At 56.9% G+C, this 22,297-nt stretch carries 26 protein-coding genes, 1 tRNA gene and 1 pseudogene; 14 read left to right on the plus strand and 14 right to left on the minus strand.

The window, feature by feature from the left end; genetic code table 11:
• Positions 1–258 precede the first annotated feature (258 nt).
• From bfr (G392_RS0109845) to pssA, 3 genes are all read left to right on the plus strand, one after another.
• Positions 259–747 carry a bacterioferritin gene (bfr, locus tag G392_RS0109845; RefSeq protein WP_027010075.1) on the plus strand — a complete coding sequence of 163 codons (489 nt, stop codon included), beginning with the start codon at positions 259–261 and terminating at the stop codon, positions 745–747.
• A gap of 12 nt (positions 748–759) precedes the next feature.
• Positions 760–1,227 (plus strand): bacterioferritin, encoded by a 468-nt coding sequence (gene bfr, locus G392_RS0109850; protein WP_027010076.1) that lies wholly within the window; start codon positions 760–762, stop codon positions 1,225–1,227.
• A 117-nt stretch (positions 1,228–1,344) separates the two neighbouring features.
• Positions 1,345–2,142 (plus strand): CDP-diacylglycerol--serine O-phosphatidyltransferase, encoded by a 798-nt coding sequence (pssA, locus tag G392_RS12735; protein WP_051255680.1) that lies wholly within the window; start codon positions 1,345–1,347, stop codon positions 2,140–2,142.
• Here the strand turns inward: pssA and G392_RS0109860 are convergent, their stop codons facing one another.
• Entirely contained in the window at positions 2,143–2,451 is a 309-nt protein-coding gene (locus G392_RS0109860; RefSeq protein ID WP_425393419.1) for a YnfA family protein, read from the minus strand.
• A gap of 66 nt (positions 2,452–2,517) precedes the next feature.
• Here G392_RS0109860 and G392_RS0109865 point away from each other — a divergent pair, with 66 nt between their 5' ends.
• Positions 2,518–4,002 carry a protein adenylyltransferase SelO gene (locus G392_RS0109865; protein ID WP_027010078.1) on the plus strand — a complete coding sequence of 495 codons (1,485 nt, stop codon included), beginning with the start codon at positions 2,518–2,520 and terminating at the stop codon, positions 4,000–4,002.
• 137 nt (positions 4,003–4,139) lie between these two features.
• Here the strand turns inward: G392_RS0109865 and G392_RS0109870 are convergent.
• From G392_RS0109870 to tpiA, 3 genes and pseudogenes are all read right to left on the minus strand, one after another.
• Positions 4,140–4,225: transfer RNA gene (locus G392_RS0109870), tRNA-Leu, on the minus strand.
• 343 nt (positions 4,226–4,568) lie between these two features.
• A pseudogene (gene secG / locus G392_RS14240) lies at positions 4,569–4,862 on the minus strand (preprotein translocase subunit SecG); the annotation flags it as partial.
• A gap of 5 nt (positions 4,863–4,867) precedes the next feature.
• Positions 4,868–5,635, minus strand: a complete 768-nt coding sequence (gene tpiA, locus G392_RS0109885) for a triose-phosphate isomerase (RefSeq protein WP_027010080.1) — start codon at positions 5,633–5,635, stop codon at positions 4,868–4,870.
• A 231-nt stretch (positions 5,636–5,866) separates the two neighbouring features.
• On the opposite strand from tpiA, the gene G392_RS0109890 reads away from it, so the two are divergent.
• Positions 5,867–7,912 carry a TonB-dependent receptor domain-containing protein gene (locus tag G392_RS0109890; protein WP_027010081.1) on the plus strand — a complete coding sequence of 682 codons (2,046 nt, stop codon included), beginning with the start codon at positions 5,867–5,869 and terminating at the stop codon, positions 7,910–7,912.
• 120 nt (positions 7,913–8,032) lie between these two features.
• Here G392_RS0109890 and G392_RS0109895 read toward each other — a convergent pair whose 3' ends face one another.
• Positions 8,033–8,833 (minus strand): segregation and condensation protein A, encoded by an 801-nt coding sequence (locus tag G392_RS0109895; RefSeq protein WP_027010082.1) that lies wholly within the window; start codon positions 8,831–8,833, stop codon positions 8,033–8,035.
• Positions 8,830–9,594, minus strand: coding sequence for a tRNA threonylcarbamoyladenosine dehydratase (locus G392_RS0109900; RefSeq protein WP_027010083.1), 765 nt, complete (start codon positions 9,592–9,594; stop codon positions 8,830–8,832). The genes G392_RS0109895 and G392_RS0109900 overlap by 4 nt, the downstream gene beginning before the upstream one ends.
• Before the next feature lie 91 nt (positions 9,595–9,685).
• Between G392_RS0109900 and G392_RS0109905 the strand changes: the two genes are divergently transcribed.
• Positions 9,686–10,162 (plus strand): universal stress protein, encoded by a 477-nt coding sequence (locus G392_RS0109905; protein ID WP_027010084.1) that lies wholly within the window; start codon positions 9,686–9,688, stop codon positions 10,160–10,162.
• A gap of 298 nt (positions 10,163–10,460) precedes the next feature.
• On the opposite strand, the gene G392_RS0109915 is transcribed toward G392_RS0109905, so the two are convergent.
• From G392_RS0109915 to G392_RS0109945, 6 genes are all read right to left on the minus strand, one after another.
• Positions 10,461–10,814 (minus strand): RidA family protein, encoded by a 354-nt coding sequence (locus tag G392_RS0109915; RefSeq protein WP_027010085.1) that lies wholly within the window; start codon positions 10,812–10,814, stop codon positions 10,461–10,463.
• An 88-nt stretch (positions 10,815–10,902) separates the two neighbouring features.
• Positions 10,903–12,963 carry a glycine--tRNA ligase subunit beta gene (gene glyS, locus G392_RS0109925; RefSeq protein WP_027010086.1) on the minus strand — a complete coding sequence of 687 codons (2,061 nt, stop codon included), beginning with the start codon at positions 12,961–12,963 and terminating at the stop codon, positions 10,903–10,905.
• Between the two features lie 18 nt (positions 12,964–12,981).
• Entirely contained in the window at positions 12,982–13,392 is a 411-nt protein-coding gene (locus tag G392_RS13140) for a 50S ribosome-binding protein YggL (RefSeq protein WP_051255681.1), read from the minus strand.
• Positions 13,392–14,057: a glutathione S-transferase gene (locus G392_RS0109935; RefSeq protein WP_027010087.1), complete on the minus strand. Its 666-nt coding sequence runs from the start codon at positions 14,055–14,057 to the stop codon at positions 13,392–13,394. Before G392_RS0109935 ends, G392_RS13140 begins: the two co-directional genes overlap by 1 nt.
• Before the next feature lie 20 nt (positions 14,058–14,077).
• Positions 14,078–14,974 (minus strand): glycine--tRNA ligase subunit alpha, encoded by an 897-nt coding sequence (gene glyQ / locus G392_RS0109940; RefSeq protein WP_027010088.1) that lies wholly within the window; start codon positions 14,972–14,974, stop codon positions 14,078–14,080.
• Positions 14,975–15,003: 29 nt separating this feature from the next.
• Positions 15,004–15,936 carry a hypothetical protein gene (locus G392_RS0109945; RefSeq protein WP_027010089.1) on the minus strand — a complete coding sequence of 311 codons (933 nt, stop codon included), beginning with the start codon at positions 15,934–15,936 and terminating at the stop codon, positions 15,004–15,006.
• A 96-nt stretch (positions 15,937–16,032) separates the two neighbouring features.
• On the opposite strand from G392_RS0109945, the gene smpB reads away from it, so the two are divergent.
• The 4 genes from smpB to rpsU all read left to right on the plus strand — a co-directional run bounded on the left by smpB (position 16,033) and on the right by rpsU (position 17,976).
• A complete protein-coding gene (gene smpB / locus G392_RS0109950) occupies positions 16,033–16,479 on the plus strand; it encodes an SsrA-binding protein SmpB (RefSeq protein ID WP_027010090.1) in 447 nt (148 codons plus the stop codon).
• 15 nt (positions 16,480–16,494) lie between these two features.
• Positions 16,495–16,974 (plus strand): 2-amino-4-hydroxy-6-hydroxymethyldihydropteridine diphosphokinase, encoded by a 480-nt coding sequence (gene folK / locus G392_RS0109955; RefSeq protein ID WP_027010091.1) that lies wholly within the window; start codon positions 16,495–16,497, stop codon positions 16,972–16,974.
• 2 nt (positions 16,975–16,976) lie between these two features.
• Positions 16,977–17,564 (plus strand): hypothetical protein, encoded by a 588-nt coding sequence (locus G392_RS13145; protein ID WP_051255682.1) that lies wholly within the window; start codon positions 16,977–16,979, stop codon positions 17,562–17,564.
• 199 nt (positions 17,565–17,763) lie between these two features.
• Entirely contained in the window at positions 17,764–17,976 is a 213-nt protein-coding gene (gene rpsU / locus G392_RS0109965) for a 30S ribosomal protein S21 (protein WP_027010092.1), read from the plus strand.
• Positions 17,977–18,083: 107 nt separating this feature from the next.
• Here rpsU and csm6 read toward each other — a convergent pair whose 3' ends face one another.
• Complete coding sequence (gene csm6 / locus G392_RS13150) at positions 18,084–19,232, minus strand: CRISPR-associated ring nuclease Csm6 (RefSeq protein WP_027010093.1); 1,149 nt, start codon at positions 19,230–19,232, stop codon at positions 18,084–18,086.
• Positions 19,229–19,543 carry a CRISPR-associated protein Csx16 gene (gene csx16 / locus G392_RS0109980; protein WP_245571961.1) on the minus strand — a complete coding sequence of 105 codons (315 nt, stop codon included), beginning with the start codon at positions 19,541–19,543 and terminating at the stop codon, positions 19,229–19,231. Before csx16 ends, csm6 begins: the two co-directional genes overlap by 4 nt.
• Before the next feature lie 134 nt (positions 19,544–19,677).
• Here csx16 and G392_RS0109990 point away from each other — a divergent pair, with 134 nt between their 5' ends.
• The 4 genes from G392_RS0109990 to cas2 (G392_RS12770) are packed head-to-tail and all read left to right on the plus strand — an operon-like array spanning position 19,678 to position 22,150.
• On the plus strand, positions 19,678–20,586 hold the full coding sequence (locus tag G392_RS0109990; RefSeq protein ID WP_027010095.1) for a hypothetical protein: 909 nt from the start codon (positions 19,678–19,680) through the stop codon (positions 20,584–20,586).
• Positions 20,586–20,861 (plus strand): CRISPR-associated endonuclease Cas2, encoded by a 276-nt coding sequence (gene cas2, locus G392_RS12760; RefSeq protein WP_027010096.1) that lies wholly within the window; start codon positions 20,586–20,588, stop codon positions 20,859–20,861. The genes G392_RS0109990 and cas2 (G392_RS12760) overlap by 1 nt, the downstream gene beginning before the upstream one ends.
• Positions 20,862–20,864: 3 nt before the next feature.
• Positions 20,865–21,860, plus strand: a complete 996-nt coding sequence (gene cas1 / locus G392_RS12765) for a CRISPR-associated endonuclease Cas1 (RefSeq protein WP_084165978.1) — start codon at positions 20,865–20,867, stop codon at positions 21,858–21,860.
• Positions 21,836–22,150, plus strand: coding sequence for a CRISPR-associated endonuclease Cas2 (gene cas2, locus G392_RS12770; RefSeq protein ID WP_051255684.1), 315 nt, complete (start codon positions 21,836–21,838; stop codon positions 22,148–22,150). The genes cas1 and cas2 (G392_RS12770) overlap by 25 nt, the downstream gene beginning before the upstream one ends.
• Positions 22,151–22,297 lie beyond the last annotated feature (147 nt).

A 22,297-nucleotide genomic window follows, 5' to 3' on the forward strand; every position in this document is an offset into this window, starting at 1 on the left:
CAGGCAGCCTGAAAACGTAAAGAAAGGTAAAAAACACCCGCCCGCCGCGTCCGCGCAAAATAACAATTAACAATCAATCTCAAAATATCAATATGATTTATCAATGAAAAAGCGGCAATCGGAATGGCTATCAAAACGGTTTGCGCGGTTTTTTCAATCTTGATAATTGTTTGTATTTAAAACCGAATTTGCATTGTTCAGGCAGCCGCGCTATCATTCGCTCCGTTTTGAACCAACACACCGTAAAAGGACAAAAAAATGCAAGGCGATAAAGAAATCATCGATTATTTGAACTTCCTGCTCGCGGGCGAGCTGATGGCGCGCGACCAATATTTCATTCATTCCCGTATGTATGACGAGTGGGGCTTGAGCAAATTGTTTGCCCGCATCGGTCATGAAATGGAAGACGAAACCCTGCACGCCGAAGGCTTTATCCGCCGCATTCTGGCATTGGGCGGCACGCCGGTGTGCGTTCCCGCCGCGCTGAAAGTGGGCAAAACCGTGCGCGAAATGCTGCAACTGGATTTGGACACCGAATTGGAAGTGCAGGGCAATCTGAAAAAAGGCATCAAACTCTGCGAAGAGAAACAGGATTACGTTACCCGCCAGCTTTTGGTCGAGCAACTGAAAGACACCGAAGAAGACCACGCGCACTGGTTGGAACAGCAACTGCGCCTGATGGACATGATTGGCGAGCAAAACTACCTGCAAAGCCAAATCGGCGAAGCCGCCGCCCACAGCCACTAAAAAGGACGCACCATGCAAGGCGACCGCGCGGTTATCCGCGAACTGAACAAAAATTTGGGGCTGCTGCTCGTTACCATCAACCAGTATTTTCTGCACGCCCGCATTTTGAAAAACTGGGGTTTGGAAGCGCTGGGACAGCATTTTTACAAACAATCCATTGTGGAAATGAAAGCGGCAGACGCGCTGATTGAACGCATTTTGCTGTTGGAAGGTCTGCCGAATTTGCAAGAATTGGGCAAACTGCTGATTGGCGAAAGCGCGGAAGAAATCATCGCCTGCGATTTGGCAAAAGAGCAGGAAAAACATGCGGCTTTGGTGGAAGCGATTGCCGTGTGCGAAGCGCAGCAGGATTATGTTTCCCGTCAGCTTTTGGAAGAACAGAAAGCGGAAAACGAGGAGCATCTGGACTGGCTGGGCAACCAGCAGGAACTGATTGGCAAACTGGGTTTGCCCGCTTATCTGCAACTTGGGGCACAATAAGACACAAACCACGACCATTCCCCAATGAAGCAAACAGCCCGTTGAAAAACGGGCTGTTTTTGGTTTTGGCAGAATCGTGCTATTATCCGCGTGTTGCCGAATCTTTGGGACAGGCTTATGTCCGCCACAAAATCAAGAAACAAAATCAATAATCTGAAGCAGAACAGTATTTATCTGCTGCCCAATTCGTTTACCATTGCCGCTTTGTTTTGTGCGTTTTATGCGATTACCGAATCGATGCACGACCGCTTCGGTACGGCGGCGGCGGCGGTGTTCGTGTCGATGCTGCTGGACGGTATGGACGGGCGGGTGGCGCGGTGGACGAACAGCCAAAGCGCATTCGGCGAGCAGCTCGACAGTTTGGCAGACATGGTGAGCTTCGGGGTGGCGCCTGCGCTGATTGTGTACAATTGGCAGTTGTACCAGTTTGGCAAGCTCGGTTACGGGATTGCGTTTGTGTATTGTGCCTGTGCGGCGCTGCGTTTGGCTCTGTTTAACACGCTGATTGGCAAAATCGATAAGAAGTGGTTTATCGGTATTCCCAGCCCGACGGCGGCGGCACTGATGGCGGGTTTGGTGTGGCTCGACCAAAGTTATGGCGGCTTGGCGGGCGGTGGCGCATGGGCGTTGCTGATGACGCTGTTTGCGGGGCTGTCGATGGTGGCGCAAATTCCGTTTTGGAGCTTCAAAGAGGTGCATGTGAAGCGCAAGGTGCCGTTTTTCGGAATGATTTTGCTGGTGTTGGCGGTGATGGTGGTGGCGCTTGAGCCGGCATTGGTGTTGTTTGCATTTTTTCTGATGTACAGCTTGTCGGGCTATGTGCGCTATGGTTGGCGCAAGTGGAAGGGCTTGGAAACGGCGGTGGCGCAGACGGCGGCAGACGGTGCGGACGATGTGGCGGACAGACGGGAATAATCAACGTCCGCCCCAAGCAATCACCGCCGCCCCGCACAGGCACAGGGCAACGCCGAGCCAGTCGCTCCAAAGCGGGCGCACTTGGTCGGCAAAGCGCAGCCACAGCAGTGCCACGCTGATGTACACGCCGCCGTAGGCGGCGTACACGCGCCCGCTTGCGGCAGGGTGCAGGGTAAGCAGCCACGCAAACAGCGACAAAGCCCCCGCCGCAGGCAGCAGCAGCCACGCGCTTTTGCCCTGCCGCAGCCACAAATACGGCAGCCAGCACCCGACAATTTCCGCCAGCGCGGTCAGCACAAACAAGGTCATCGTTTTCCACATTGCGCCATTATACAGGATTGACCGTTTTATCCACCCGCCACCGTTTTTTCGCCCATGTCCGAACTTGATTGGCAATTTGCCCACAGCTACCGTACCCTCCCGCCCCGTTTTTACGCCTCTGCCGTGTGTGCCGGTTTTCCCAATCCGCACGTGCTGGTGTTCAACACGCCTTTGGCACACGAATTGGGCTTGTTGGCAGACGGTGCGGACTTCGACCCGCAAACCCATGCCGATGTTTTGTGCGGCAACCGTTTTCCCGCACAAGCGCATGCCATCGCCCAAGCCTATGCGGGACACCAATTCGGTCATTTCGCCGTGCTGGGAGACGGACGCGCCACCCTGATTGGCGAACAGCGCACCCCAAACGGCACATTGGCAGACGTCCAACTCAAAGGCAACGGGCGCACCCCCTATTCGCGGCGCGGAGACGGCAAAGCGGCACTCGCACCCATGTTGCGCGAATACCTGATTAGCGAAGCCATGCACGCTTTGGGCATTCCGACCACCCGCAGCTTGGCAGTGGTGCGGACGGGCGAACGGGTGTACCGTCCGCACTGGCCGGACGGCGCGGTTTTGGTGCGCACCGCCCAAAGCCACATCCGTGTCGGCACCTTCCAGTTTGCCGCGCTGGGCGGCGAAGTGTCCGATGTCCGCGCCTTGGCGGATTACACCCTTGCCCGCCACTTTCCCGACCTGACACCCGAAGCGCAAGCATCACCCTATTGCGCCCTGCTGCACGCCGTTGTCGCCCGTCAAGCCCGATTGACGGCACTGTGGCAATGGGCGGGCTTCGTACACGGCGTGATGAACACCGACAACAGCGCCATATCCGGCGAAACGCTGGACTACGGCCCGTGCGCCTTTTTGGACAACTACCACCCCGACACCGTGTTCAGCAGCATCGACCACCACGGACGCTACCGCTATGCCAACCAAGCCCCGATGGCACAATGGAACATGGCGCGTTTGGCGGAAACCCTGCTGCCCCTGCTTGATGCGGACGAACACCGCGCTTTGGCACAAGCATACGCCGCCGTAAACGGCTTTATGCCCGCGTTTGAACAGCACTACCGCACCAAAATGGCACAAAGACTGGGCTTTGCCGACAACGAGCAAGCACATTGGCATTTGGTTGAATGCCTGTTGCACCTGATGATGCGCCACCGCGCCGATTACACCAACACCTTCGCCCGCCTGACGTTGGCGCAAAGCGGCAACCGCAACACAAGGCTGGACGGAACGGACGCACTGTTTGCGGCGGATGATTTTGCCGCATGGCATCAGGCGTGGCAGCAGGCTTTGCAGGGCTGCCCGCCCGACACCGTTGCCGAACGCATGCGTACCGCCAACCCCGCCGTGATTCCGCGTAACGCCCATGTGGAAACGGCGTTGGCGGCGGCAGAACAAGGCGACATGCAGCCGTTTCATGATTTGCTGGCGGTGCTGCAACAGCCGTTCCGCCATGGCGATGAAACCTGCCGTGTCTATCAGCACGTTCCCGCACAGGACGAACCCTACCGTACTTTCTGCGGTACATGAGCCACAATGTGTGTGCCGGTTGAAATACTTTGATTGTTGGCGTTGATGTGATTTGTTTTGCATACAAGGCGGGTACAAATCAAGCCGTGCAATGGGAAATCAAAAAGCAGCCCGTTTTCGGGCTGCTTTTTTCAGTTTGGTGCCGACATCGAGACTTGAACTCGAACGACCTGCGGTCACTACCCCCTCAAGATAGCGTGTCTACCAATTCCACCATGTCGGCATAAAGTTTATTGTTTGGTTTTGGACGATGATTTTTTCTTGTTTTTGTCGGCATCGGCTTTGGTTGGCTTTTTGCTTTTTCCTGCCGGTGCTTTTGCGTCTTTTTTGGCATCATCGTTATTTTTGTTATTTTTTTTGTCGGTTTCGGCTTTTTTGGTGTCTGCCAATTTGGCGGCGGCCGCACCTGCGGTTGCGCCTGCGGCGGCAGCAGCCAATGCCGAACCCTTATCATCATTTGTTGCTTTGGCTTCGCCGCTTGCTGCGGCGGCAGATGCTTCTGCGCTTGCATGGGCGGCAACGGGATTTAAGGTGCTGCCTTGCTCATCGGCGGCGGGTGTGGCGGCAGGTGCGATACTGCTTTGTTGCACGGTGCTGAAATCCAAACCCTTGTTGCTTTGTTGGCTGTGAATGTAGCCGAGCAACAGGCAGGAAGCGAAAAAGACCGTGGCGGCCATGCCGGTCATGCGGCTCAAAAAATTGGCGTTGCCGCCAGAGCCGAACACGCCTTGTGCGCTGCCCGAACCGCCAAAACTCGCACCCGCGTCCGCACCCCTGCCGTGCTGCATCAGCACCAAGGCGATAATGGCGAGCGAGGAAAAGATATTGACAATCCAAATAACGGTTTTTAAGGCTTCCATGATGATTATGCGGTTTCTTCGGCGGCTCGGATAATGGCGGCAAACGACCCGCCTTTTAACGATGCACCGCCGACAAGTGCGCCGTCCACATGGGCGACGCTGAAAATATCTGCGGCGTTTTGTTCGTTCACACTTCCGCCGTAAAGAATGCGGATATTAACATCACTGCCGCACAATGACAAGATGTGGCGGTAAATAAATTCGTGCATTTGGGCAATTTGCGCGGTGGTGGCGACTTTGCCCGTGCCGATGGCCCAAACCGGCTCGTAGGCAACAGCAATGTGGCGGCTGTTCAGGTTTGCCAATACGTCAAGCTGGGCGGCAACGGTGTTTTGCTCCTGTCCGGCTTCGCGCTGGGCAAGGGTTTCGCCGACACACAGCAAAGGCTGCAAGCCCGCCGCCAACACGTTTTCCAGTTTCTGACGGCGCTCGGCATGGGTTTCGGCAAAATACAGGCTGCGCTCGGAATGCCCGACCAATACCAAATCCGCGCCCGCATCGGCAAGCATGTGCGCCGAAACTTCGCCCGTGTACGCGCCGTTGTCGGCAAAACGGCTGACTTCCTGAGCGGCAAGGTGAATGCGGTTGCCCGCTTGGGCGGTGGCGGCGCGCGCTTGGGCAAGATAGGGCAGGGGCGGGGCGATGCCGATGCAGACACGTTCGGCGGCGGGCAGGGCGGCGATGTCGCCGAGCAGGGCGCGGTTGGACTCGGTGCGGCCGTTCATTTTCCAATTGCCGACCACCCATTTTTGTTGCCAAACAGATTGTTGCATACCGTATTTTCCAAAATTGCTGTAAAACGGCAGACATTGTAACCCAATTTGCCCTGCGGCGGCACGGATTTTGCCCGAATGCGGACGGCGGTTTGACAAAAGTTAATATACTGGACAAAACCGTCAAATTGGGTAAAATTGGTTCTGATAACCATTTTTATTCACAGTTTTCAATACGCAACAGGGCGTTTGACGCCCGAATTTTGTCTGTTTGTAAGGATAAACAACGTTATGTCTGCACACATCTCTTTTTTCCGCATGAGCATGCTGGCACTTGCCCTGTCCGGCGTCAGCTTGGCGCACGCCGCAGAAAACGGCAAAGACCTGCCCGCCATCTCCGCCACCGGCAAACGCCCGATTACCAACAACTGGAAAACCAATTCCGAGCGCAACATCAGCAGCATGCGCGACCTGCTTGCCGACCGTGCCGACATCAACGCCGGCGGCGGCAACGCATCGGCGCAATACCTGTCCATCCGCGCGGCGGGGCAAAACCGCATCGACATGGTGGTGGACGGCACCGCCACCGCCACCCAGCTTTGGTACCACCAAGGGCGCTTCCAGCTCGACCCCGACATGGTTCGCGTGATTGGCGTGGACAAAGGCGCAGGTTCGGCAAGCGCGGGCATCGGCATGACCAGTGGCGCGATTCGTTCGCAAACCCTTGATGCCAAAGATTTGATTTTGGACGGCAAACCCTTTGGCGCACGCATTTCCACCCAATACAACAGCAACAAAAGCATCAGCGGCAGCGCCGCCGTGTACGCCAACACACACGGCTTCGATGCCCTGCTGCTGGGCAGTTGGCACAACGCCCGCAACTACAAAGCGGGCAGGGACAGAGACAAGGAAAACAAAAGCGTGATTGCCGACAACACCGCCCGCAAACAAGCCAACTACCTTGCCAAATTCGGCTATGAAATCCACCCCGACCACAAAATCGGCATCAGCTACCGCCGCGAGCATTTCTACGGCGACAGTTCCGAACGTCCCGAATTTGCTTCCTACGCAGACCGAGGCAACGTCGCCACCACCCAGCAAACCGTCAATGCCCGATACGCCGGCAAAAACTTGGGCTTTATCAACAGCCTTGATGCCAACGTCTTCCACATCAAAGGCGATGACGAACGCGAAAACTGGCAACGCCGCGAAGTCGAAAAAAATGGCAAAAAGGTAGAAGAAACCTACAACGCCGGCAAGGGACGGCATTCCCAAACCTTTACCACAGGCGCAAACCTGAACGCCGCCAGCAGCCTGCTTGGCAAACACACCATCAAATACGGCTTGAACTGGCGCAACGAACACACCAAAGGTCGGGCGGGCGACAACAGCGTAAACGGCGAACGCAAAAACGAAGTGGGCATTTATGCCGAAGGCATCTGGTCGCTCGACCCCGTAACCCTGACCACAGGCTTGCGCTACGACCATTTTGAATTGAACACCGTAGGCAAATACAATTCCAACGCCGCGAAAAAAGCATCGGTAGGCGCAATCAACCCGAGCGTGGGCGTGATTTGGGACGTGATGCCCGATTTGGCACTGCATGCCAAACTGAACTATGCCAGCCGCAGCCCCAATCTGGCATCAGCCTACACCCTGACCGACAACCGTGGCGAAAACAAAGCGCGTGGCTGGCGCGATGTTGCCGACAAATTGAAACCCGAACAAGCGCGTTTGGCGGAAGTCGGCTTTAATTGGACGCATAAAGACCTGAACGTAAACGGAACGCTGTTCCAACAACAGGTAAAAAATTACTACACCGAATTGAACAGCAGCCCGGTTGCCAATCGCGGCACGCTGAAAACCAACGGCTACGAACTGGGCGCGTCTTATCAGTGGAAAGGCTTGACGGCACGCGCCAGCATGGCGTACGCCAACCCGAAAGCCGACTTTAAAGATGCCAACGGCAAGGCTTTAGAAGTGGATTTTGCCGATGACCCCTTGGACATTATTCCGCAGGGTCGCCAATGGCGCACATCGCTCACCTACCGCTTTGACAAGCCCAATTTGGAAGTGGGCTGGCGCGGACGTTTTGCCGAAAGCAAAGATTTTATTGCTGCCAACAGACGTGAAGGCAACGCAAGACACCGTAAAGGTTATGGCGTGCACGACCTGTATGCCAACTGGAAGCCTTTGAACAACGATGCGATGAATGTGAATGTGGCGGTAAACAATGTCGGCAACAAGCTGTATAAGAGCCACAGCCAACGCCTGTTGGCGTCCACGCCGCCCAATCCGGGTCGTGAAGTGCGCTTGGGTGTGAACTACCGTTTCTAAAAAGCGTGTGCATGTGAAACAGGCTGCTTGGTTGGGTTCAAGCAGCCTGTTTTTTGTCCGATGATTTTTCAAGCGCGGGAATGACGGTGCTGTGTTTTCCCGGTCAATTGATGACACGCTCTACGCGGGCAGGACGGTGGTTTGTTTGGCGGTCAGGACGCGGATTTCGCCGAAGGGCTGTTCTTGTGCCACGCGCACGGTGCTTTCTTTGACCAGCTCGAGCAGGGCGATGAAGCCGGTAACCCATTCGGCGGCGGTGTAGGGTGGGGCGAACAGTTGGCTGAAGGCGCATGTGCCGCCGTTTTGGTGCAGGTGTTGCAGGATTTTTGCCATCATACCGCGCACTGACAGGGGTTCGCGGGTGATTTGGTGGCGTTGGTGGTGCGATGCGCGGGCGAGTATGCCCAGCCATGCGCGGGTGAGGTCGGCGGTGGCGGCTTTGGGCAAACGGGCGTGTGCCGCCAATTCTACGGGCAGATACGCCCATGCGAAATCGCGTCCGGCGCGGGGCAGGGCGTCCAAGCGGTGGGCGGCGGCTTTGATTTGTTCGTATTCGAGCAGACGGCGCACTAGTTCGGCACGGGGGTCGGCGGCGTCTTCGGTGTCGGCTTCGGCGGGCGGTTGCGGCAGCAGCAGGCGCGATTTGATTTCCACCAATACGGCTGCCATCAGCAAGTATTCCGCCGCCAAGTCGAAATGGGTGTGCTCCAAAGCGGCGATGTAGGCAAGGTATTGCTCGGTAACGGTTGCCATCGGAATGTTCAGCACGTCGATGTTTTGCTTGCGAATCAGGTAGAGCAGCAAATCCAAAGGGCCTTCAAAGGCGTGCAGCACCACTTGCAGGGCATCGGGCGGAATGAACAGGTCGGCGGGCAGGTCGGTCAGGGTTTGCCCGAATACTTTGGCAACAACGGTACTCATGCTGTGGTGGCGATGTGTTCCACCGCCGCGTGTGCCAGATGCAGCCCGAATGCGGCGGTAACCAGCATGCTCGCGCCGTAGCCCGCGCACGACAGACCTTGCGGGGCGGCATCGCAGCTTTCGGTTTGCGGGGCGACAACGTTTTCGGACGAATACACGCACCACACGCCCATTTTGCCCGCACCTGCGCGGGCAAAGCCGTGATGACGGCGCAGCAGGTAGCGCATGTTTGCCAGCAAACGGTCGTGGGTAACCGATGCCAAATCGCCGCTCCGAATCAGGGACGGGTGGCGTTGTCCGCCCGCGCCGCCGCTCACCGCCAAGGGCTTGCCCGTGCGTACGCAGTGCGCCGCCAATGCCGCTTTCACCCGCACTTGGTCGATTGCGTCAATCACAAAATCAAACGGTGGCGACAACAATTCGGGCAGATTTTGTTCATCGGCAAAATCTTCCACTTCACAAACGCGGCAGTCGGGATTGATGGCGGCGATGCGTTCGCGCATGGCGGCGGTTTTTGCCTGCCCGAAAGTGGGGGTGAGGGCGTGAATTTGGCGGTTGGTGTTGGAAACGGCGACATTGTCGGGGTCAATCAGCGTCAGTGCGCCGATGCCCGAGCGTGCCAAAGCTTCCGCCGCCCACGACCCCACGCCGCCGATGCCGACAAGACACACATGGGCGCGGGCGAGCGCATCGGCAACACCTGTGCCGTACAGTCGGGCGATGCCGCCGAAACGGCGCGACCGGTCGGATACTTCAAACATGGCAAAATCCCACAAAAACCGTATTTTTCGGTTTGAAACAACAAGGGCGGCAGCGTTATAATGGCGCAAACCGCTTATCAAGGAGACGACTATGTACCAACATTTGGTGGTTGCCGTAGACGGCAGCGACACATCGCTCAACGCACTCGACCACGCCTGCCGTTTGGCGGTGTCGTCCGCAGCCAAACTCACGCTGGTTCACGTTGCCAACCCCGCCGAATTTATGGCGGTTGCCCCCGAATTGGCGCAGCAAAGCAGCTACGAAGAAGCCGCGCGCGAACACGGTCAAACCGTATTGGGCGAAGCCGTGCGCCGCGCCGAAGCCGCAGGGGTGGACAAACCCGTTTGGCATTTGCTGGTGTCCACACGCGGTGCAAAAGAAATGGCAAACGAATTAATCAACTATGCCGACCAAGAAGGCGCGGATTTGCTGGTGTTGGGCACGCACGGGCGCACGGGGCTGATGCACCTGCTGATGGGCAGCTTTACCGAAACGGTGATGCGTCAAACCTGCCTGCCCCTGCTGGTGATTCGCAGCAATCCCGATGACGACCAGGCGGACGGATAAAGGCACAACCGCCGTTTCCGTGTTGAAAATCCGCGCAAGGTGTCTGACCTTGTGCGGATTTTTGCTTGCAAAACCCTTCGCAAAGCAATTGATGACACGCCCTAGGACGTGTCATCAATTAAACTTTTATGCTGAAAATCAGCATAATACAAAAACGCCGTCATTCCCGCGCAGGCGGGAATCTACCGCTCGATGTTTGGCAAGCGTTGTTTTATCAAGGTTTGTTGTGCTTTAACTTGGATTCCCGCATTCGCGGGAATGACGGCGCGGCGTTTTTTCAGTCAATTGATGGCACGCCCTAGCTCTGCACTGCCGAAACCTTGATTTCCACTTTCCACGCCGCATCGGCGAGCTTTGCCTGTACACAGGCGCGGGCGGGTGCGGCTTCGGGCGCGACCCAAGCGTCCCACGCCGCATTCATGCCCGCATAGTCTGCCAAATCGGGCAGAAAAACAGTGGCTTCCACAATACGGCTTTTGTCGCTGCCGCATTTTGCCAGCCAATCATCGATTTGGCGCAACACATCGGCGGTTTGCGCGGTGATGTCCGCTTCGGGATTTTCCGGCACCATGCCCGACAAAAACACGAAACCGTTGGCAATCACGGCTTCCGACAAACGGGCATTGCCACCCAAGCGTTTGATGTTGCTCATCATCGTTCCTTAAAATTGCATGAAAACGGTTTTGTACCGCGATTTGTTGCCGTTGTCCAGCGTTTTCAACGGGCGTTTGGTGCGGGCATCAATTTTCCAACTCGGCAATATCCGCCACGGCATTCAGCAGTTCCGCCAACTGCTTCAGCAAACTCAAACGGTTGCGCTTCACGGCCTCATCGTCCGCCATCACCATTACCTTGTCAAAAAACGCGTCCACCTGCGGCTTGATGCCCGCCAATGCCGCCAACGCCGCCTGAAAATCCTGTTCCGCCAACGCCTTGGCAACAACGGGTTGCAAATCTTGCGCCGCCGCAAACAAAGCGCGTTCCTCGTCCTGCTGCAACAGATTTTCGTCCACCGCGCCCAAACTGCCGTCCGCTTTTTTCAACAGATTTTGCACGCGCTTGTTGGCCGCCGCCAATGCCGCCGCTTCGGGAAGCTGCTTAAACTGCTGAACCGCCTGCAATTTCGCCACCAAATCGTTCAAACGGTCGGGACGTTGCGCCAATACCGCCGCCACCACATCGTGCGGATAATCGTTGTGCAGCAGCACCGCCAAACGCCCCTGCATAAATTCCGCCACCTGCGCCACTGTGTCCGCGTTCAGGTAGCCTGCGGGGAAGGTGTCGTAAGCCGTTTGCAACAAATCATTGATAGACAAATTATTTTCCAACAACATCCGCAACACGCCCAAAGCCGCGCGGCGCAGCGCATACGGGTCTTTGTCGCCGGTGGGAATCAAGCCGATGCCCCAAATTCCCACCAGCGTTTCCAATTTGTCCGTCAGCGACACCGCCACCGCCACCGCCCCTTGCGGCAGCGCATCGCCGGCAAAACGCGGGCGGTAATGCTGCGCCAGCGCGTCCGCCACTTCCGCCGTTTCGCCGTCATGCAAAGCATAGTAACGCCCCATCACGCCTTGCAATTCGGGAAATTCGCCCACCATTTCCGTCAGCAAATCCGCCTTTGCCAACTGCGCCGCCCGCGCTACCGCCGCCGCGTCCGCGCCCAAAGCCGCGCCGATGTGCGCCGCCAAAGCCTGCAAACGCGCCACCCGTTCCGCTTGCGAACCGAGTTTGTTGTGGTACACCACATTCGCCAGTTTCGGCAAACGGCTGTCCAATTTGGCTTTTTGGTCTTGCTTGTAAAAAAACGCCGCATCGCTCAAACGCGCCCGCAACACGCGCTCGTTGCCGTGAACAATGTGTTCCGGATTGTCGGGCGCGATGTTGGCAACCAGCAAAAAGCGGTTCATCAGCTTGCCCTGCGCGTCCAAAAGCGGGAAGTATTTTTGGTTTTGCTGCATGGTCAAAATCAGGCATTCCTGCGGCACGGCAAGGAAATGCGCTTCAAAACCCGCTTCCAAAACATTGGGATATTCCACCAACGCCGTTACTTCGTCCAATAAGGCATCATCGGCGGCCACGCTCGCGCCCAAAGCGGCGGCGCGTTCGTTCAAGGCTGCCTGAATCGCGGCTTTGCGCTCGCCAAACGAAGCCACCACCTTACCTTGCTCGCGAATTTGTTCCGCATAATCATCGGCTTGTGCGAACACGATTTCGCCTTGCGACAAAAAGCGGTGTCCGCGCGAACTTCTGCCCGCTTCCAAACCCAACACGCTGACGGGCAACACGTTTTCGCCGTGCAACACCGTTAAAGCGTGAACGGGACGCACAAAGGTGTGCGTGCTGCTGCCCCAGCGCATCACTTTCGGAATCGGCAATTTTTTCACCGCTTGCGCCAAAATCTCGCCCAGTAAATCGGCAAGGCTTTGACCTTTTTGGGTAAATTCGTAGGCGTAAACGTCTTGTTTGCCATCGTGGACAATGCTTAAATCCGCCACCGCCGCGCCGCAGGAGCGGGCAAAACCTTCCAGAGCTTTGGTCGGCACGCCGTCTTTGAGCGCGTTGGCAACGGCAGGGCCTTTTTTCAGCACTTGGCGGTCGGTTTGTACCGCTTTCACGCCGCGCACCTGCACCGCCAAACGGCGCGGGGCGGCGTAGGCGGTGAAATCGGGCGTGCCGTCAAGCAGTTGTGCTTTTTCCAAGCCTTCGGCAATGGCGGCGGCAAAGGCGTTGCCCAAAGTGTTCAGGGCTTTGGGGGGGAGTTCTTCGGTGAGCAATTCAATCAGTAGGGTGGGGGACATGTGATGGTTCTCAATGATTTATTTCAGTATTTCGGGATAGGTTTCGTATGCGGTTTCATCGGCGTAAAAACCGTCTATCAGATTGCCCGCCCGCAAATGCGCCAATTCGGGCAGCGACAACAGCATTTCCAAAACCGTTTGCCGTTGTGCGGCGGTCAGCGCGGGAACGCTGCGGCGGGCGGTGTCAAAGATGATTTGAAAATCCGCCGCACCGCCGCAGCTTGTCATGCAGATGCCGTTTGCAGCGATAAACGACAACAGTTTTCCGCAAAATTGCTCAAACGCGGCAAAGGTTTGGTATTCGCTTTTCAGGCAGCCTTGCACGCAAAAAATCAGGTTTTGGTATTCGCCCAAATGGTATTTTTTGCGTTGGCGGGCGTTTAGGCGGCGCAGGGCGCGGCGGCTGTGCGGACGGCGGTAGTGCGGCATCACAAAGTTTCCAAACAGCCGGTGCGCTCCGCCGCGCGTTGGTAATCGGCATCGGCTTCCATGCGGCGCACATAGTGTTCAATATTTTCCCAACTGCCGCCGCCGCGCGACAAGGCTGCCTGAAGCGGAAAGCCCATCATGATGTCCGCGCCGCTTAAGGTGTCGCCGAGCAGCCACGTTTTGTCTGCCAACGCCTGATTCACATAATTTAAATGCAGGTTTAACTGTGGCGAAAGAAAGGATTGGCGCACGCCGTCCGTGATTTTGCGGGCAACGGGTTTGGCGAAAAACGGCATTTTTTGCGCGCCAATGCGGCGGAACACCAGCGACATCACCAATAAAGGCATCAGCGAACCTTCGGTATAATGCAGCCAATACAAATGCTTGTCAAAATCGGGCGCATCGGCGGCGGGGTGCAGCGTGTGGTCGCGGTCGTAACGGGCGAGCAGATATTCCGCAATCGCGCCGCTTTCCGCCAACACGCTGTCGCCATCGCGCACAAGCGGCGATTTGCCGAGCGGGTGGATTTGGCGCAAGGCATCGGGCGCAAGCAGGGTGTCGGCGTTGCGGGCGAAGCGTTCCACTTGGTAATCGAGCTTCAGCTTTTCCAACAGCCACGCGATGCGCACGGCGCGGGATTGTTCCAAAGCGTAGAGTGTAATCATGTTTCAGGCTGCCTGAAAAATTATTGTTTCAACAAGGGAAAGCCCAAAGCCTCCCTGCTCGCGACAAATTTCTGCGCCGCCACGCGGCTCAAATTGCGGATGCGCCCGATGTAAGTCGCCCGTTCGGTAACGGAAATCGCCCCGCGCGCGTCCAGCAGATTGAAGGTGTGTCCCGCTTTCAGCACCAATTCGTAAGCGGGCAGGGCAAGCTGCGCGTTTTCTTCGGCGAGCAGACGTTGCGCCTGTGCTTCGTAGCCGTTGAATTGTGCCAGCAGCCAGTCGGCATCGCTGTGTTCAAAATTGTAGGCGGATTGTTCTACCTCGTTTTGATGATACACGTCGCCGTAAGTCAAAACCTGTCCGTCCGGCGTGCGCGTCCACACCAAATCATAAACGTTTTCCACGCCTTGCAGATACATTGCCAAACGCTCGATGCCGTAGGTGATTTCGCCGAGTACGGGGGTGCAATCAATGCCGCCGACTTGTTGGAAATAGGTAAACTGGGTGATTTCCATGCCGTTGAGCCACACTTCCCAGCCCAAACCCCATGCGCCGAGCGTGGGATTTTCCCAGTCGTCTTCCACAAAACGGATGTCGTGAACGGTGGGGTCGATGCCCAATTCGCGCAGGGAATCCAGATACAAGTCCTGAATGTCGGCGGGCGCGGGCTTAAGCGCGACTTGGAATTGGTAATAATGTTGCAGACGGTTGGGATTGTCGCCATACCGTCCGTCTTTGGGGCGGCGGCTGGGCTGGACGTAGGCGGCAAACCACGGCTCGGGGCCGAGTGCGCGTAAGCAGGTGGCGGGGTGGGACGTGCCGGCACCCACTTCCAAATCAAAGGGTTGCAGAACCGCGCAGCCTTTTGCCGCCCAGTAGCTTTGCAGTTTGAAGATAATGTCTTGAAAAGTTAGCATGGTTTTGCTGCGGGTAAAAGGTGGGGATTTTACTGTTTGGGCGGGGTTTTGTCATCTGGCGGGGTGCGGCGCAGTTTGGCCAAGGCTTTGCGTGCGTCTGCTTCATTGAGAAAAAATCCGTGTAAAGCCACATCGCCGTTTGCATCATGCAGGAAATCATCACTCAGCGTGTTCAGCAAAGCGGGCGGTTGTCCGCCGTCCAGCAGTAGCCACATAAACAAAAAAGGGAATCTAGGCTGACTCATGCGCTGACGGGCGGCGGCGGTGGGCGTGGCGACAATGCGGTAACGCATGGTAAACGAATTTTCATTGATGCTCTCGCCGACATTCCATTTTTCGGCTTCAATGCGGATATTATTGAAATCATCGGCGGTAAAGCGGCGGTCGGGGTCTATTTCCCAAGTGAGAATGGGCTGTTTGGGCATTTCTTGCAACATCAGTTTGCGTCCGTGCTCGGGGTGGGTCAGATAAACGCGCAAGCCGTTTTCGCGCAGCAGGCGGATAATATCGCGGCTGTCTGCGATGTCGGGGTGTACGCTGGTAATCAGTTGCAGATTATTATCAATGGGGTGGGTAATGAGCGCGGCAGCAAGAGAATATTGTTCACGCCCATCGGTCAGCAAGATGACTTTTCCGCGATGCTGTGTGGTTAAACGCTTAAATGTGCGTGCGCCCTGTGGGGTAAACATAAGTGTGGTAAAGATATTGTTGTCTTGCCGATGGCTTTTTATTGTCGCCACATCTTTTTCCGTCAGCCACGTTTCACCAACCACAAAAAACGATTGGACGGACGGTGCTTCAGGCGCGGGTGCTTGCACTTTGACGGTTTGCCAATTCGGGAGTAAGAGGTTGCCCTCATGCTCGCGCCCCGCAACCAGCGTAAAATCCCATTCCTGCGCCGCCGCCGTCAGGCTGACGAAACAAAGTGCCAAACACAAAAGTTTTTTCAAAACGTTCATCATTTTCAGGCTGCCTGAAAAATACAAAACGCGCAGTATACCCGAAACAAATTCTGCTACAATCGCAGCCGTTCAAACCATTTGATTTTGCGAAACGATATGAGCATCGCCAACAACCGCAAGGCTTTTCATGATTATTTTATTGAAGAGCAGATTCAGGCAGGCATCGTGCTGGAGGGCTGGGAAGTCAAAGCCATTCGTGCGGCGCGGGTGCAGTTGAAAGAAAGCTATATTTATTGGCGCAACGGTGCGTTTTACTTGGTGGGCTGCCACATCACCGCGCTGCCCACCGCGTCCACCCACGTCAAGCCCGACCCCGTGCGTCCGCGCAAATTGCTGCTGAACCAACGGGAAATCAACAAGCTGATTGGCAAAACCGAACGGGCGGGTTACACCATCGTGCCGCTCAATATGCACCTGCATCGCGGGCGCATCAAGGTGCAAATCGGTTTGGCAAAGGGCAAGAAACAGCACGACAAGCGCGAGTCTGCCAAAGAAGCCGATTGGAAACGCGAAAAACAGCGTTTGATGAAAAACGCCCGCTAATTCAGGCAGCCTGAAATGAATGCGCTGATTGCTTTCGGCAGCAACCTTGCCGACCCCGAAAACCAAGTCCGCCGTGCCGTGTCTGCCGTGTCCGCGTTGGAGGGCGTGCGCGTGCTGGCAGTGTCGCCGCTTTACCGCACCGCGCCGGTGGGTTACGCCGACCAGCCCGATTTTATCAACGCCGCCGCGCTGGTGGAAACCACGCTGGACGCGCCCGCGCTGCTGCTGGCCTTGCAGGGCATCGAGCGGGCATTCGGGCGCGAACGCAGTTTCCGCAACGCGCCGCGCACTTTGGACTTGGACATCATTGACTTTAACGGCGAAATGCTGGCAAGCGACACGCTCACCCTGCCGCACCCGCGCGCCTGCGAACGGGCGTTTGTGATGTATCCGCTTGCCGACATCGCCCCCGATTACCGCATCAACGGCCGCCGCATCGCCGACATCGCCGCCGAACTGCCGCCGCAGGGCATCGAGCGGCTTCAGGCAGCCTGAAAATGCGTCAAACCTTGTTTTTTTGCATATTTTTGGCAGCGTTGCCCGCCCGCGCCGACACCTATATTTGCGTGATTGACGGCAAACCCGTGTTTACCAGCGTGCGCGTGCAGCCGCAGTGCGTGCGTTCGCAAATGGACGGCATCGCCGAAAGCGCGTCCGCCCACTTCGCGCCGCCGCCCACCGTGTCCGCCGCCGTTGCCCTGCCGAACGCCGCCGCGTCCGCGCCCGCCGCCGACACCGGCGAAGACGACATCGCCCGCATTTGGAAACGCGCCGAATACGGGCGTTTTGACGACACGCCGATTTTGCCGCCCGCGCCGAAACCGCCGCCCGCCGCCACCGTTGTGCCGCCGAAAAAAACGGTTGCGCCGCGCCCCGCCGGCATCGCGCCGCCGCCCAAGCCGCCGAGCCGCCGTCAAATTTTGGAAAACGACATCCGCCGCGAACAAACCGCGCTGGCCGCCGCGCAAAAACAGCTTCAGGCAGCCCGCAAACGCGGCGATGCCGCCGCCGCGCAGCGTTGGGAACACACGGTGCGCGACCGCGAAGCCAATTTGCGGGCGTTGAACGAAGAATGGCGGCGCTGAATATTTTGATTGACACGACAAGGCTTTTTGGCGAAAATAATCGGTTTATTTTTCGGCGCATTCGTATGGCAATGCCCGTTTTTCCGCCAAGTGCGGTTTCGGTTGGGAGGTGATGTGTCATCATCGGGCGGCATCTGCCCCGCCGGCATTGCGGCAAAAACGATGCGTTTTTCATCATTTTGTTTTATAAGGAAATAACATGCCTTCTGTTCGCGTAAAAGAAAACGAGCCGTTTGAAGTGGCGATGCGCCGTTTCAAACGCGCCATTGAAAAAACCGGTTTGCTGACCGAACTTCGCGCCCGCGAAGCCTACGAAAAACCCACCACCGCCCGCAAACGCAAAAAAGCGGCTGCGGTAAAACGTTTGCAAAAACGCTTGCGCAGCCACCAGTTGCCGCCGAAATACTATTGATGTCGATGGCGCGGGGCTTGGTGTGTTGGAAAAACAAGCCAACCGCATTCGTTTTGTCCCGTGCCAATCCGATGAGCCGCACCGCCAATGTCCGTTGGCGGTGTTTTTTACTGCCCTGACACGCACGGCGGCAAACCGGTGATGTCAATTTGTTCGGCAGACACTTGCAGACGGTAAAATTTGCGGTTGTTCGCCCCGCCGCTTTCAATGCCGAACCGTTTGCCGTATTGCCCCAAATGCTTTTTCAAAATTTTGTTTATCCGCGAACGGTGTTCCCGCAAAATCCGCACGATTTCCGCGCCGTCATCGTGCTGCAAATCGTCCCACACGGCACGGCGGCGGTCGGCGGCGGCTTTGTGGCTGCCCTGCAAACCCTCCCCATAGCGGCAATAATGATGAAAATACCGCTCCGACAAGCGTTGGCGGTGCGACACGTCGGCGATGTGAATGTCAAACCCCGCTTTTCGGAACTGCGCCATTGCCAGATACAAGGCAAACTGCATGGGATTCAAATCGCCGATACGGCAATAACCCCCGATGTAAACCGCACGTTCGGCAGCATCAATCCGCACCCGCGCCCGACCGCCGACCACATGCTGTGCCAATTGCACGGCTTGGGAGAAAGTGTGTTGCGCGTCTGCCAGCAACGGTGTGGGGTTGTCTGCCATCCGCACAAACGGAATTTCCGCCAACATCACTTTGGCGTGCGCGGCATCGACACAACTGCCGTCCCGCAAGCGCAACAGGCGTGATTCAGGCGCGGGGTAGAAAAAATCGGGGCATTGCTCAAACGGCTCTTCCACCAAAACGTGCGACAATTTGTCCTGCACCCGTCCGAACAGCGACAGCGCGTAGCCGATGTAAAACCCCATGGATTTGCGCCCGCCGGCAATGGAAACGTGCAGTTCGGTGTCGGCATCGCGGCACAGGCTGCCGATTTCGCGCACAATCAAATCGGCGGCGGCTTGGTTTTGTTCGGGGGTGCGGATGTCGTCCAGCTCGCGGCCGTTTTCGTGAATCACGCGGATGGTGTCGCTGCCGAACGCAATCGGCGGCAAACCGTAATCGCGGCGCAAGCGGGCGAAATGACCGTCATCGCCCAGCAGTTTCGCCACAATTTGTGCGCGTCCCGTCAAAGTGGTCAGCACGATGATTTTTTCAGGCAGCCAGCCGTGATAACGGTGCAGGGCATACACCGTTTCGGTAACAATCTGCGGCGACATGCCGGTAACCGCCACCAAGATTTTCTTTTTCACTGCTTTTCCCCGTCTTCCAACAGGCGCACGTCAAAACGCCGCAAACACGCGCCCGCCCGCGTCATTTCTTCCGCCGAGTATTCCGAGCCGCGCTGTTCCGGCTGTTGCGGCATCTGCAAAAAATAAAATGCCGCGCCTTTTGCACACACCTGCGCCGCCAAATGCACGGGCAGCGTGCCCAACACCACATCGCCCGCCGCCACCTGCGCCACGTCCAAATGCGGCACGAAACGGTCGATGCGCCATTGCGTCTGCCCCTCAATCCAAGCCAACGCGCCCTCGTGCCGCGATACAAACCAAACCGTCATCATTGTTCTCCGTTTGAAAAAACGCCCATCATACGCGAAAGTCCGTCAAACACCGTCATCACAAATTTGTGCAGGCTGCCTGAAAAACGCCGCCGCCGCATAATCCGCCCCATCATTCACCAACCCGCCCAACCATCATGACGGTTTACATCACCAAATACAATTTCGGCAGACTGCTCGCCAGCCCGCAGCACAAGCTGGAGATGGACGGTCATGACGGGGCATTGTATTCCGAATGCTGCATCGATTGGTTTAACAATCTGGAAGCGGCGCGGCTGTATTTTTGCAAAATCCTGCTGCTGGAACACAGCCACCCCCTGTTTGACCGCATCATCGGACAACGCTGGCTGTATGTCGCCACCCCGCAAGACAACTACACCCGCGCCGCCCGTCCGCAACAGCCGCGCTACCACCGCGCCGGCTGCGCCTGCGTGAAAAGTGATTTTGTGGATTTGGTGCTGCCCGTTGGTTTTAAAGAAACTTACGGCATTCAAGGCGTGGAACGTTTCCGCGACTGGTTCGCCGTCCACCGCGAACTGCTGCCCGACCACGAACAACGCTTTTTAACCAAAGTGCAAGCCCTCTGGCCGCGTGTGCAATGGGAAAGCGCGGTGCGCGAAGCCGTGCGCCGCCGCAATAGCGGCACGCACCCGTTCTACCATTTCAACTTGGCGGAGCTGGCGCAAACCATTCAAACCCTGCTGGCAAAATACCAAGTTTGGCAGGACACGCTGCCCTTTGCCGAACAACAGGCATTACGCGCCCACAAACGCCGTTGCAGACAGCGCGGCTTGCGTGCCGACCATGTCGCACCGCAACGGCTCACGGATTTGCTGGACGAATTCGCCCGCACCTTCAAAAATCCGATGCGCGATGCCCTGCTGCTGTACTACTACCAAAGCGCACAAAAAAGCGGCGTGGGCGGCTGTGATGCGGGCGTATTGGAAGAACTGGGCTTTATTCCCTGCGGCAAATGCCACCCCGAACCCACCCCGCTTGATGCGGATTTGCCCTATCTTCCCGCTTGGCGGCCGGAGCCACACTGATGCCCGCCCGTCAAGCCTATTTGCTTGCCTACGACATTTCCTGCCCGAAACGGCAGGCGCAAGTGCGCCGCATCTTGCAAACCTATGCGGTCGGAAGGCAAAAATCGGTGTTTGAATGCCTGTTGAGCCCGCCCGAATACGCCCACCTGCACCTGCGCCTTTCGCACCTGCTCAAACCTGAAGACACGTTTCACATCATCAGCTTGGGCAAACACCCTGCTTTATTGTCCGGCGTTGCCGCGCCCATGCCCTGCCATGCTTTGATTATCGGATAAACCATGATGACCACGCTCTATATTGACCGCAAAAATCTGCGCCTGACGGTGGAAAACCAAGCCGCCGTATTTTATGAAAACGACACGCGCACCGCCACCGTCCCGCTTCACATTATCGAACGCATCTGCATCAAGGGCAGCCTGCAACTGAACGCCTCCGTGTTGGGCAAACTGGGCGAACACGGCATCGGCGTATTGGTTTTAAGCGGTAAACAGCAGCAAGCCGCACTGATGATGCCAAACACCAAACTGGACGCCCGCCGCCGCACCCTGCAACACACCCAAGCCCAAGACCCCGAAGCCGCCTTGCGGATTGCCAAAAACCTGATTGCCGAAAAAACCGAACGCCAAGCGCAACTGCTGCGCCGCATCGGACAAACCGCCCTGCAACACGCCCACCGCCTCCACCGCCCTGCCGAACAAATCCAAGCACTCGTCCAAGCCGTTGCCGCCGCACCGGATTCAGACAGCCTGCGCGGCTTGGAAGGCGCGGCGGCGGCCTGCTATTTTCAAGCATGGCAAAGCTTCCTGCCCGCCTCACTCAACTTTCAGGGCCGCAACCGCCGCCCGCCCCGCGACCCGCTCAACAGCATCTTATCACTGGGCTACACCCTGCTGCATTTTGAAATCGTCCGCCACCTTCACCTGTGCGGACTCGACCCCTGCATCGGCTTTTACCACAACCTGCAACACGGACGCGAATCGCTCGCCTGCGACCTGCTCGAACCCCTGCGCCCCCAATACGACCAATGGGCGATAGACCTGTTCCGCCAACACACCCTGCAAGCACAAGACTTCAGCGACACCCCGCAAGGCTGCCGCCTGAAAAAAAGCGGCAGACTGCGCTACTACCGCGCCTACGAAGAACATGCCAAAACATGGCGCACCCACATCCACCAAGCCTGCCGCCGCCTGCTCAACCACCTTTGCCAAAGCACCTGCCAACCCGAACTCGCACTGGGAGAACTGCAACTATGGGACAACCCCGACGCTGGCTGATTGCCTACGACATCGCCGACCGCCGCCGCCTGCAACGCACCCACAAACTGCTGAGCGGCCGCGCTTTGGCATTACAAAAAAGCGTCTTTCTGTTTCGCGGCGGTCAAGAGCAGGCCGAGCAACTGCATAAGGAACTCGCCGCACAGCTCAATCCGCGCGAAGACGACCTGCGCCTGTATCCGCTTCCCACCAACGGACGCATTATTGCGCTGGGACGCACCGCGCTGCCTGAAGATATTTTTTTGACGGGATACGAAGAAGACATCTTGTCAAATGACATGGTTGCGTGATATGATAAACGCTTTGGTTCAAGCTGCGGAAGATGTGCTTCCGGCCACATTTCTTTGGTCTTTAATCTGTTAAAAATTGTTTATGTTTGTTAAGATTCAAATTTACAAAATCGCTACAAATAATAAATTGATTGGAAACGGAAAAAC

The sequence above is a fragment of the Conchiformibius kuhniae DSM 17694 genome (genome assembly GCF_000428785.1).
Classification (GTDB): Bacteria; Pseudomonadota; Gammaproteobacteria; order Burkholderiales; family Neisseriaceae; genus Conchiformibius; species Conchiformibius kuhniae.

Excerpts from the sequence above, each read along its gene's own strand:
- bfr (WP_027010075.1), top strand. The coding sequence starts at position 259 with ATGCAAGGCGATAAAGAAATCATCGATTATTTGAACTTCCTGCTCGCG.
- bfr (WP_027010076.1), top strand. The coding sequence starts at position 760 with ATGCAAGGCGACCGCGCGGTTATCCGCGAACTGAACAAAAATTTGGGG.
- pssA (WP_051255680.1), top strand. The coding sequence starts at position 1,345 with ATGTCCGCCACAAAATCAAGAAACAAAATCAATAATCTGAAGCAGAAC.
- G392_RS0109860 (WP_425393419.1), bottom strand. The coding sequence starts at position 2,451 with ATGACCTTGTTTGTGCTGACCGCGCTGGCGGAAATTGTCGGGTGCTGG.
- G392_RS0109865 (WP_027010078.1), top strand. The coding sequence starts at position 2,518 with ATGTCCGAACTTGATTGGCAATTTGCCCACAGCTACCGTACCCTCCCG.
- tpiA (WP_027010080.1), bottom strand. The coding sequence starts at position 5,635 with ATGCAACAATCTGTTTGGCAACAAAAATGGGTGGTCGGCAATTGGAAA.
- G392_RS0109890 (WP_027010081.1), top strand. The coding sequence starts at position 5,867 with ATGTCTGCACACATCTCTTTTTTCCGCATGAGCATGCTGGCACTTGCC.
- G392_RS0109895 (WP_027010082.1), bottom strand. The coding sequence starts at position 8,833 with ATGAGTACCGTTGTTGCCAAAGTATTCGGGCAAACCCTGACCGACCTG.
- G392_RS0109900 (WP_027010083.1), bottom strand. The coding sequence starts at position 9,594 with ATGTTTGAAGTATCCGACCGGTCGCGCCGTTTCGGCGGCATCGCCCGA.
- G392_RS0109905 (WP_027010084.1), top strand. The coding sequence starts at position 9,686 with ATGTACCAACATTTGGTGGTTGCCGTAGACGGCAGCGACACATCGCTC.
- G392_RS0109915 (WP_027010085.1), bottom strand. The coding sequence starts at position 10,814 with ATGAGCAACATCAAACGCTTGGGTGGCAATGCCCGTTTGTCGGAAGCC.
- glyS (WP_027010086.1), bottom strand. The coding sequence starts at position 12,963 with ATGTCCCCCACCCTACTGATTGAATTGCTCACCGAAGAACTCCCCCCC.
- G392_RS13140 (WP_051255681.1), bottom strand. The coding sequence starts at position 13,392 with ATGCCGCACTACCGCCGTCCGCACAGCCGCCGCGCCCTGCGCCGCCTA.
- G392_RS0109935 (WP_027010087.1), bottom strand. The coding sequence starts at position 14,057 with ATGATTACACTCTACGCTTTGGAACAATCCCGCGCCGTGCGCATCGCG.
- glyQ (WP_027010088.1), bottom strand. The coding sequence starts at position 14,974 with ATGCTAACTTTTCAAGACATTATCTTCAAACTGCAAAGCTACTGGGCG.
- G392_RS0109945 (WP_027010089.1), bottom strand. The coding sequence starts at position 15,936 with ATGATGAACGTTTTGAAAAAACTTTTGTGTTTGGCACTTTGTTTCGTC.
- smpB (WP_027010090.1), top strand. The coding sequence starts at position 16,033 with ATGAGCATCGCCAACAACCGCAAGGCTTTTCATGATTATTTTATTGAA.
- folK (WP_027010091.1), top strand. The coding sequence starts at position 16,495 with ATGAATGCGCTGATTGCTTTCGGCAGCAACCTTGCCGACCCCGAAAAC.
- G392_RS13145 (WP_051255682.1), top strand. The coding sequence starts at position 16,977 with ATGCGTCAAACCTTGTTTTTTTGCATATTTTTGGCAGCGTTGCCCGCC.
- rpsU (WP_027010092.1), top strand. The coding sequence starts at position 17,764 with ATGCCTTCTGTTCGCGTAAAAGAAAACGAGCCGTTTGAAGTGGCGATG.
- csx16 (WP_245571961.1), bottom strand. The coding sequence starts at position 19,543 with ATGATGACGGTTTGGTTTGTATCGCGGCACGAGGGCGCGTTGGCTTGG.
- G392_RS0109990 (WP_027010095.1), top strand. The coding sequence starts at position 19,678 with ATGACGGTTTACATCACCAAATACAATTTCGGCAGACTGCTCGCCAGC.
- cas2 (WP_027010096.1), top strand. The coding sequence starts at position 20,586 with ATGCCCGCCCGTCAAGCCTATTTGCTTGCCTACGACATTTCCTGCCCG.
- cas1 (WP_084165978.1), top strand. The coding sequence starts at position 20,865 with ATGATGACCACGCTCTATATTGACCGCAAAAATCTGCGCCTGACGGTG.
- cas2 (WP_051255684.1), top strand. The coding sequence starts at position 21,836 with ATGGGACAACCCCGACGCTGGCTGATTGCCTACGACATCGCCGACCGC.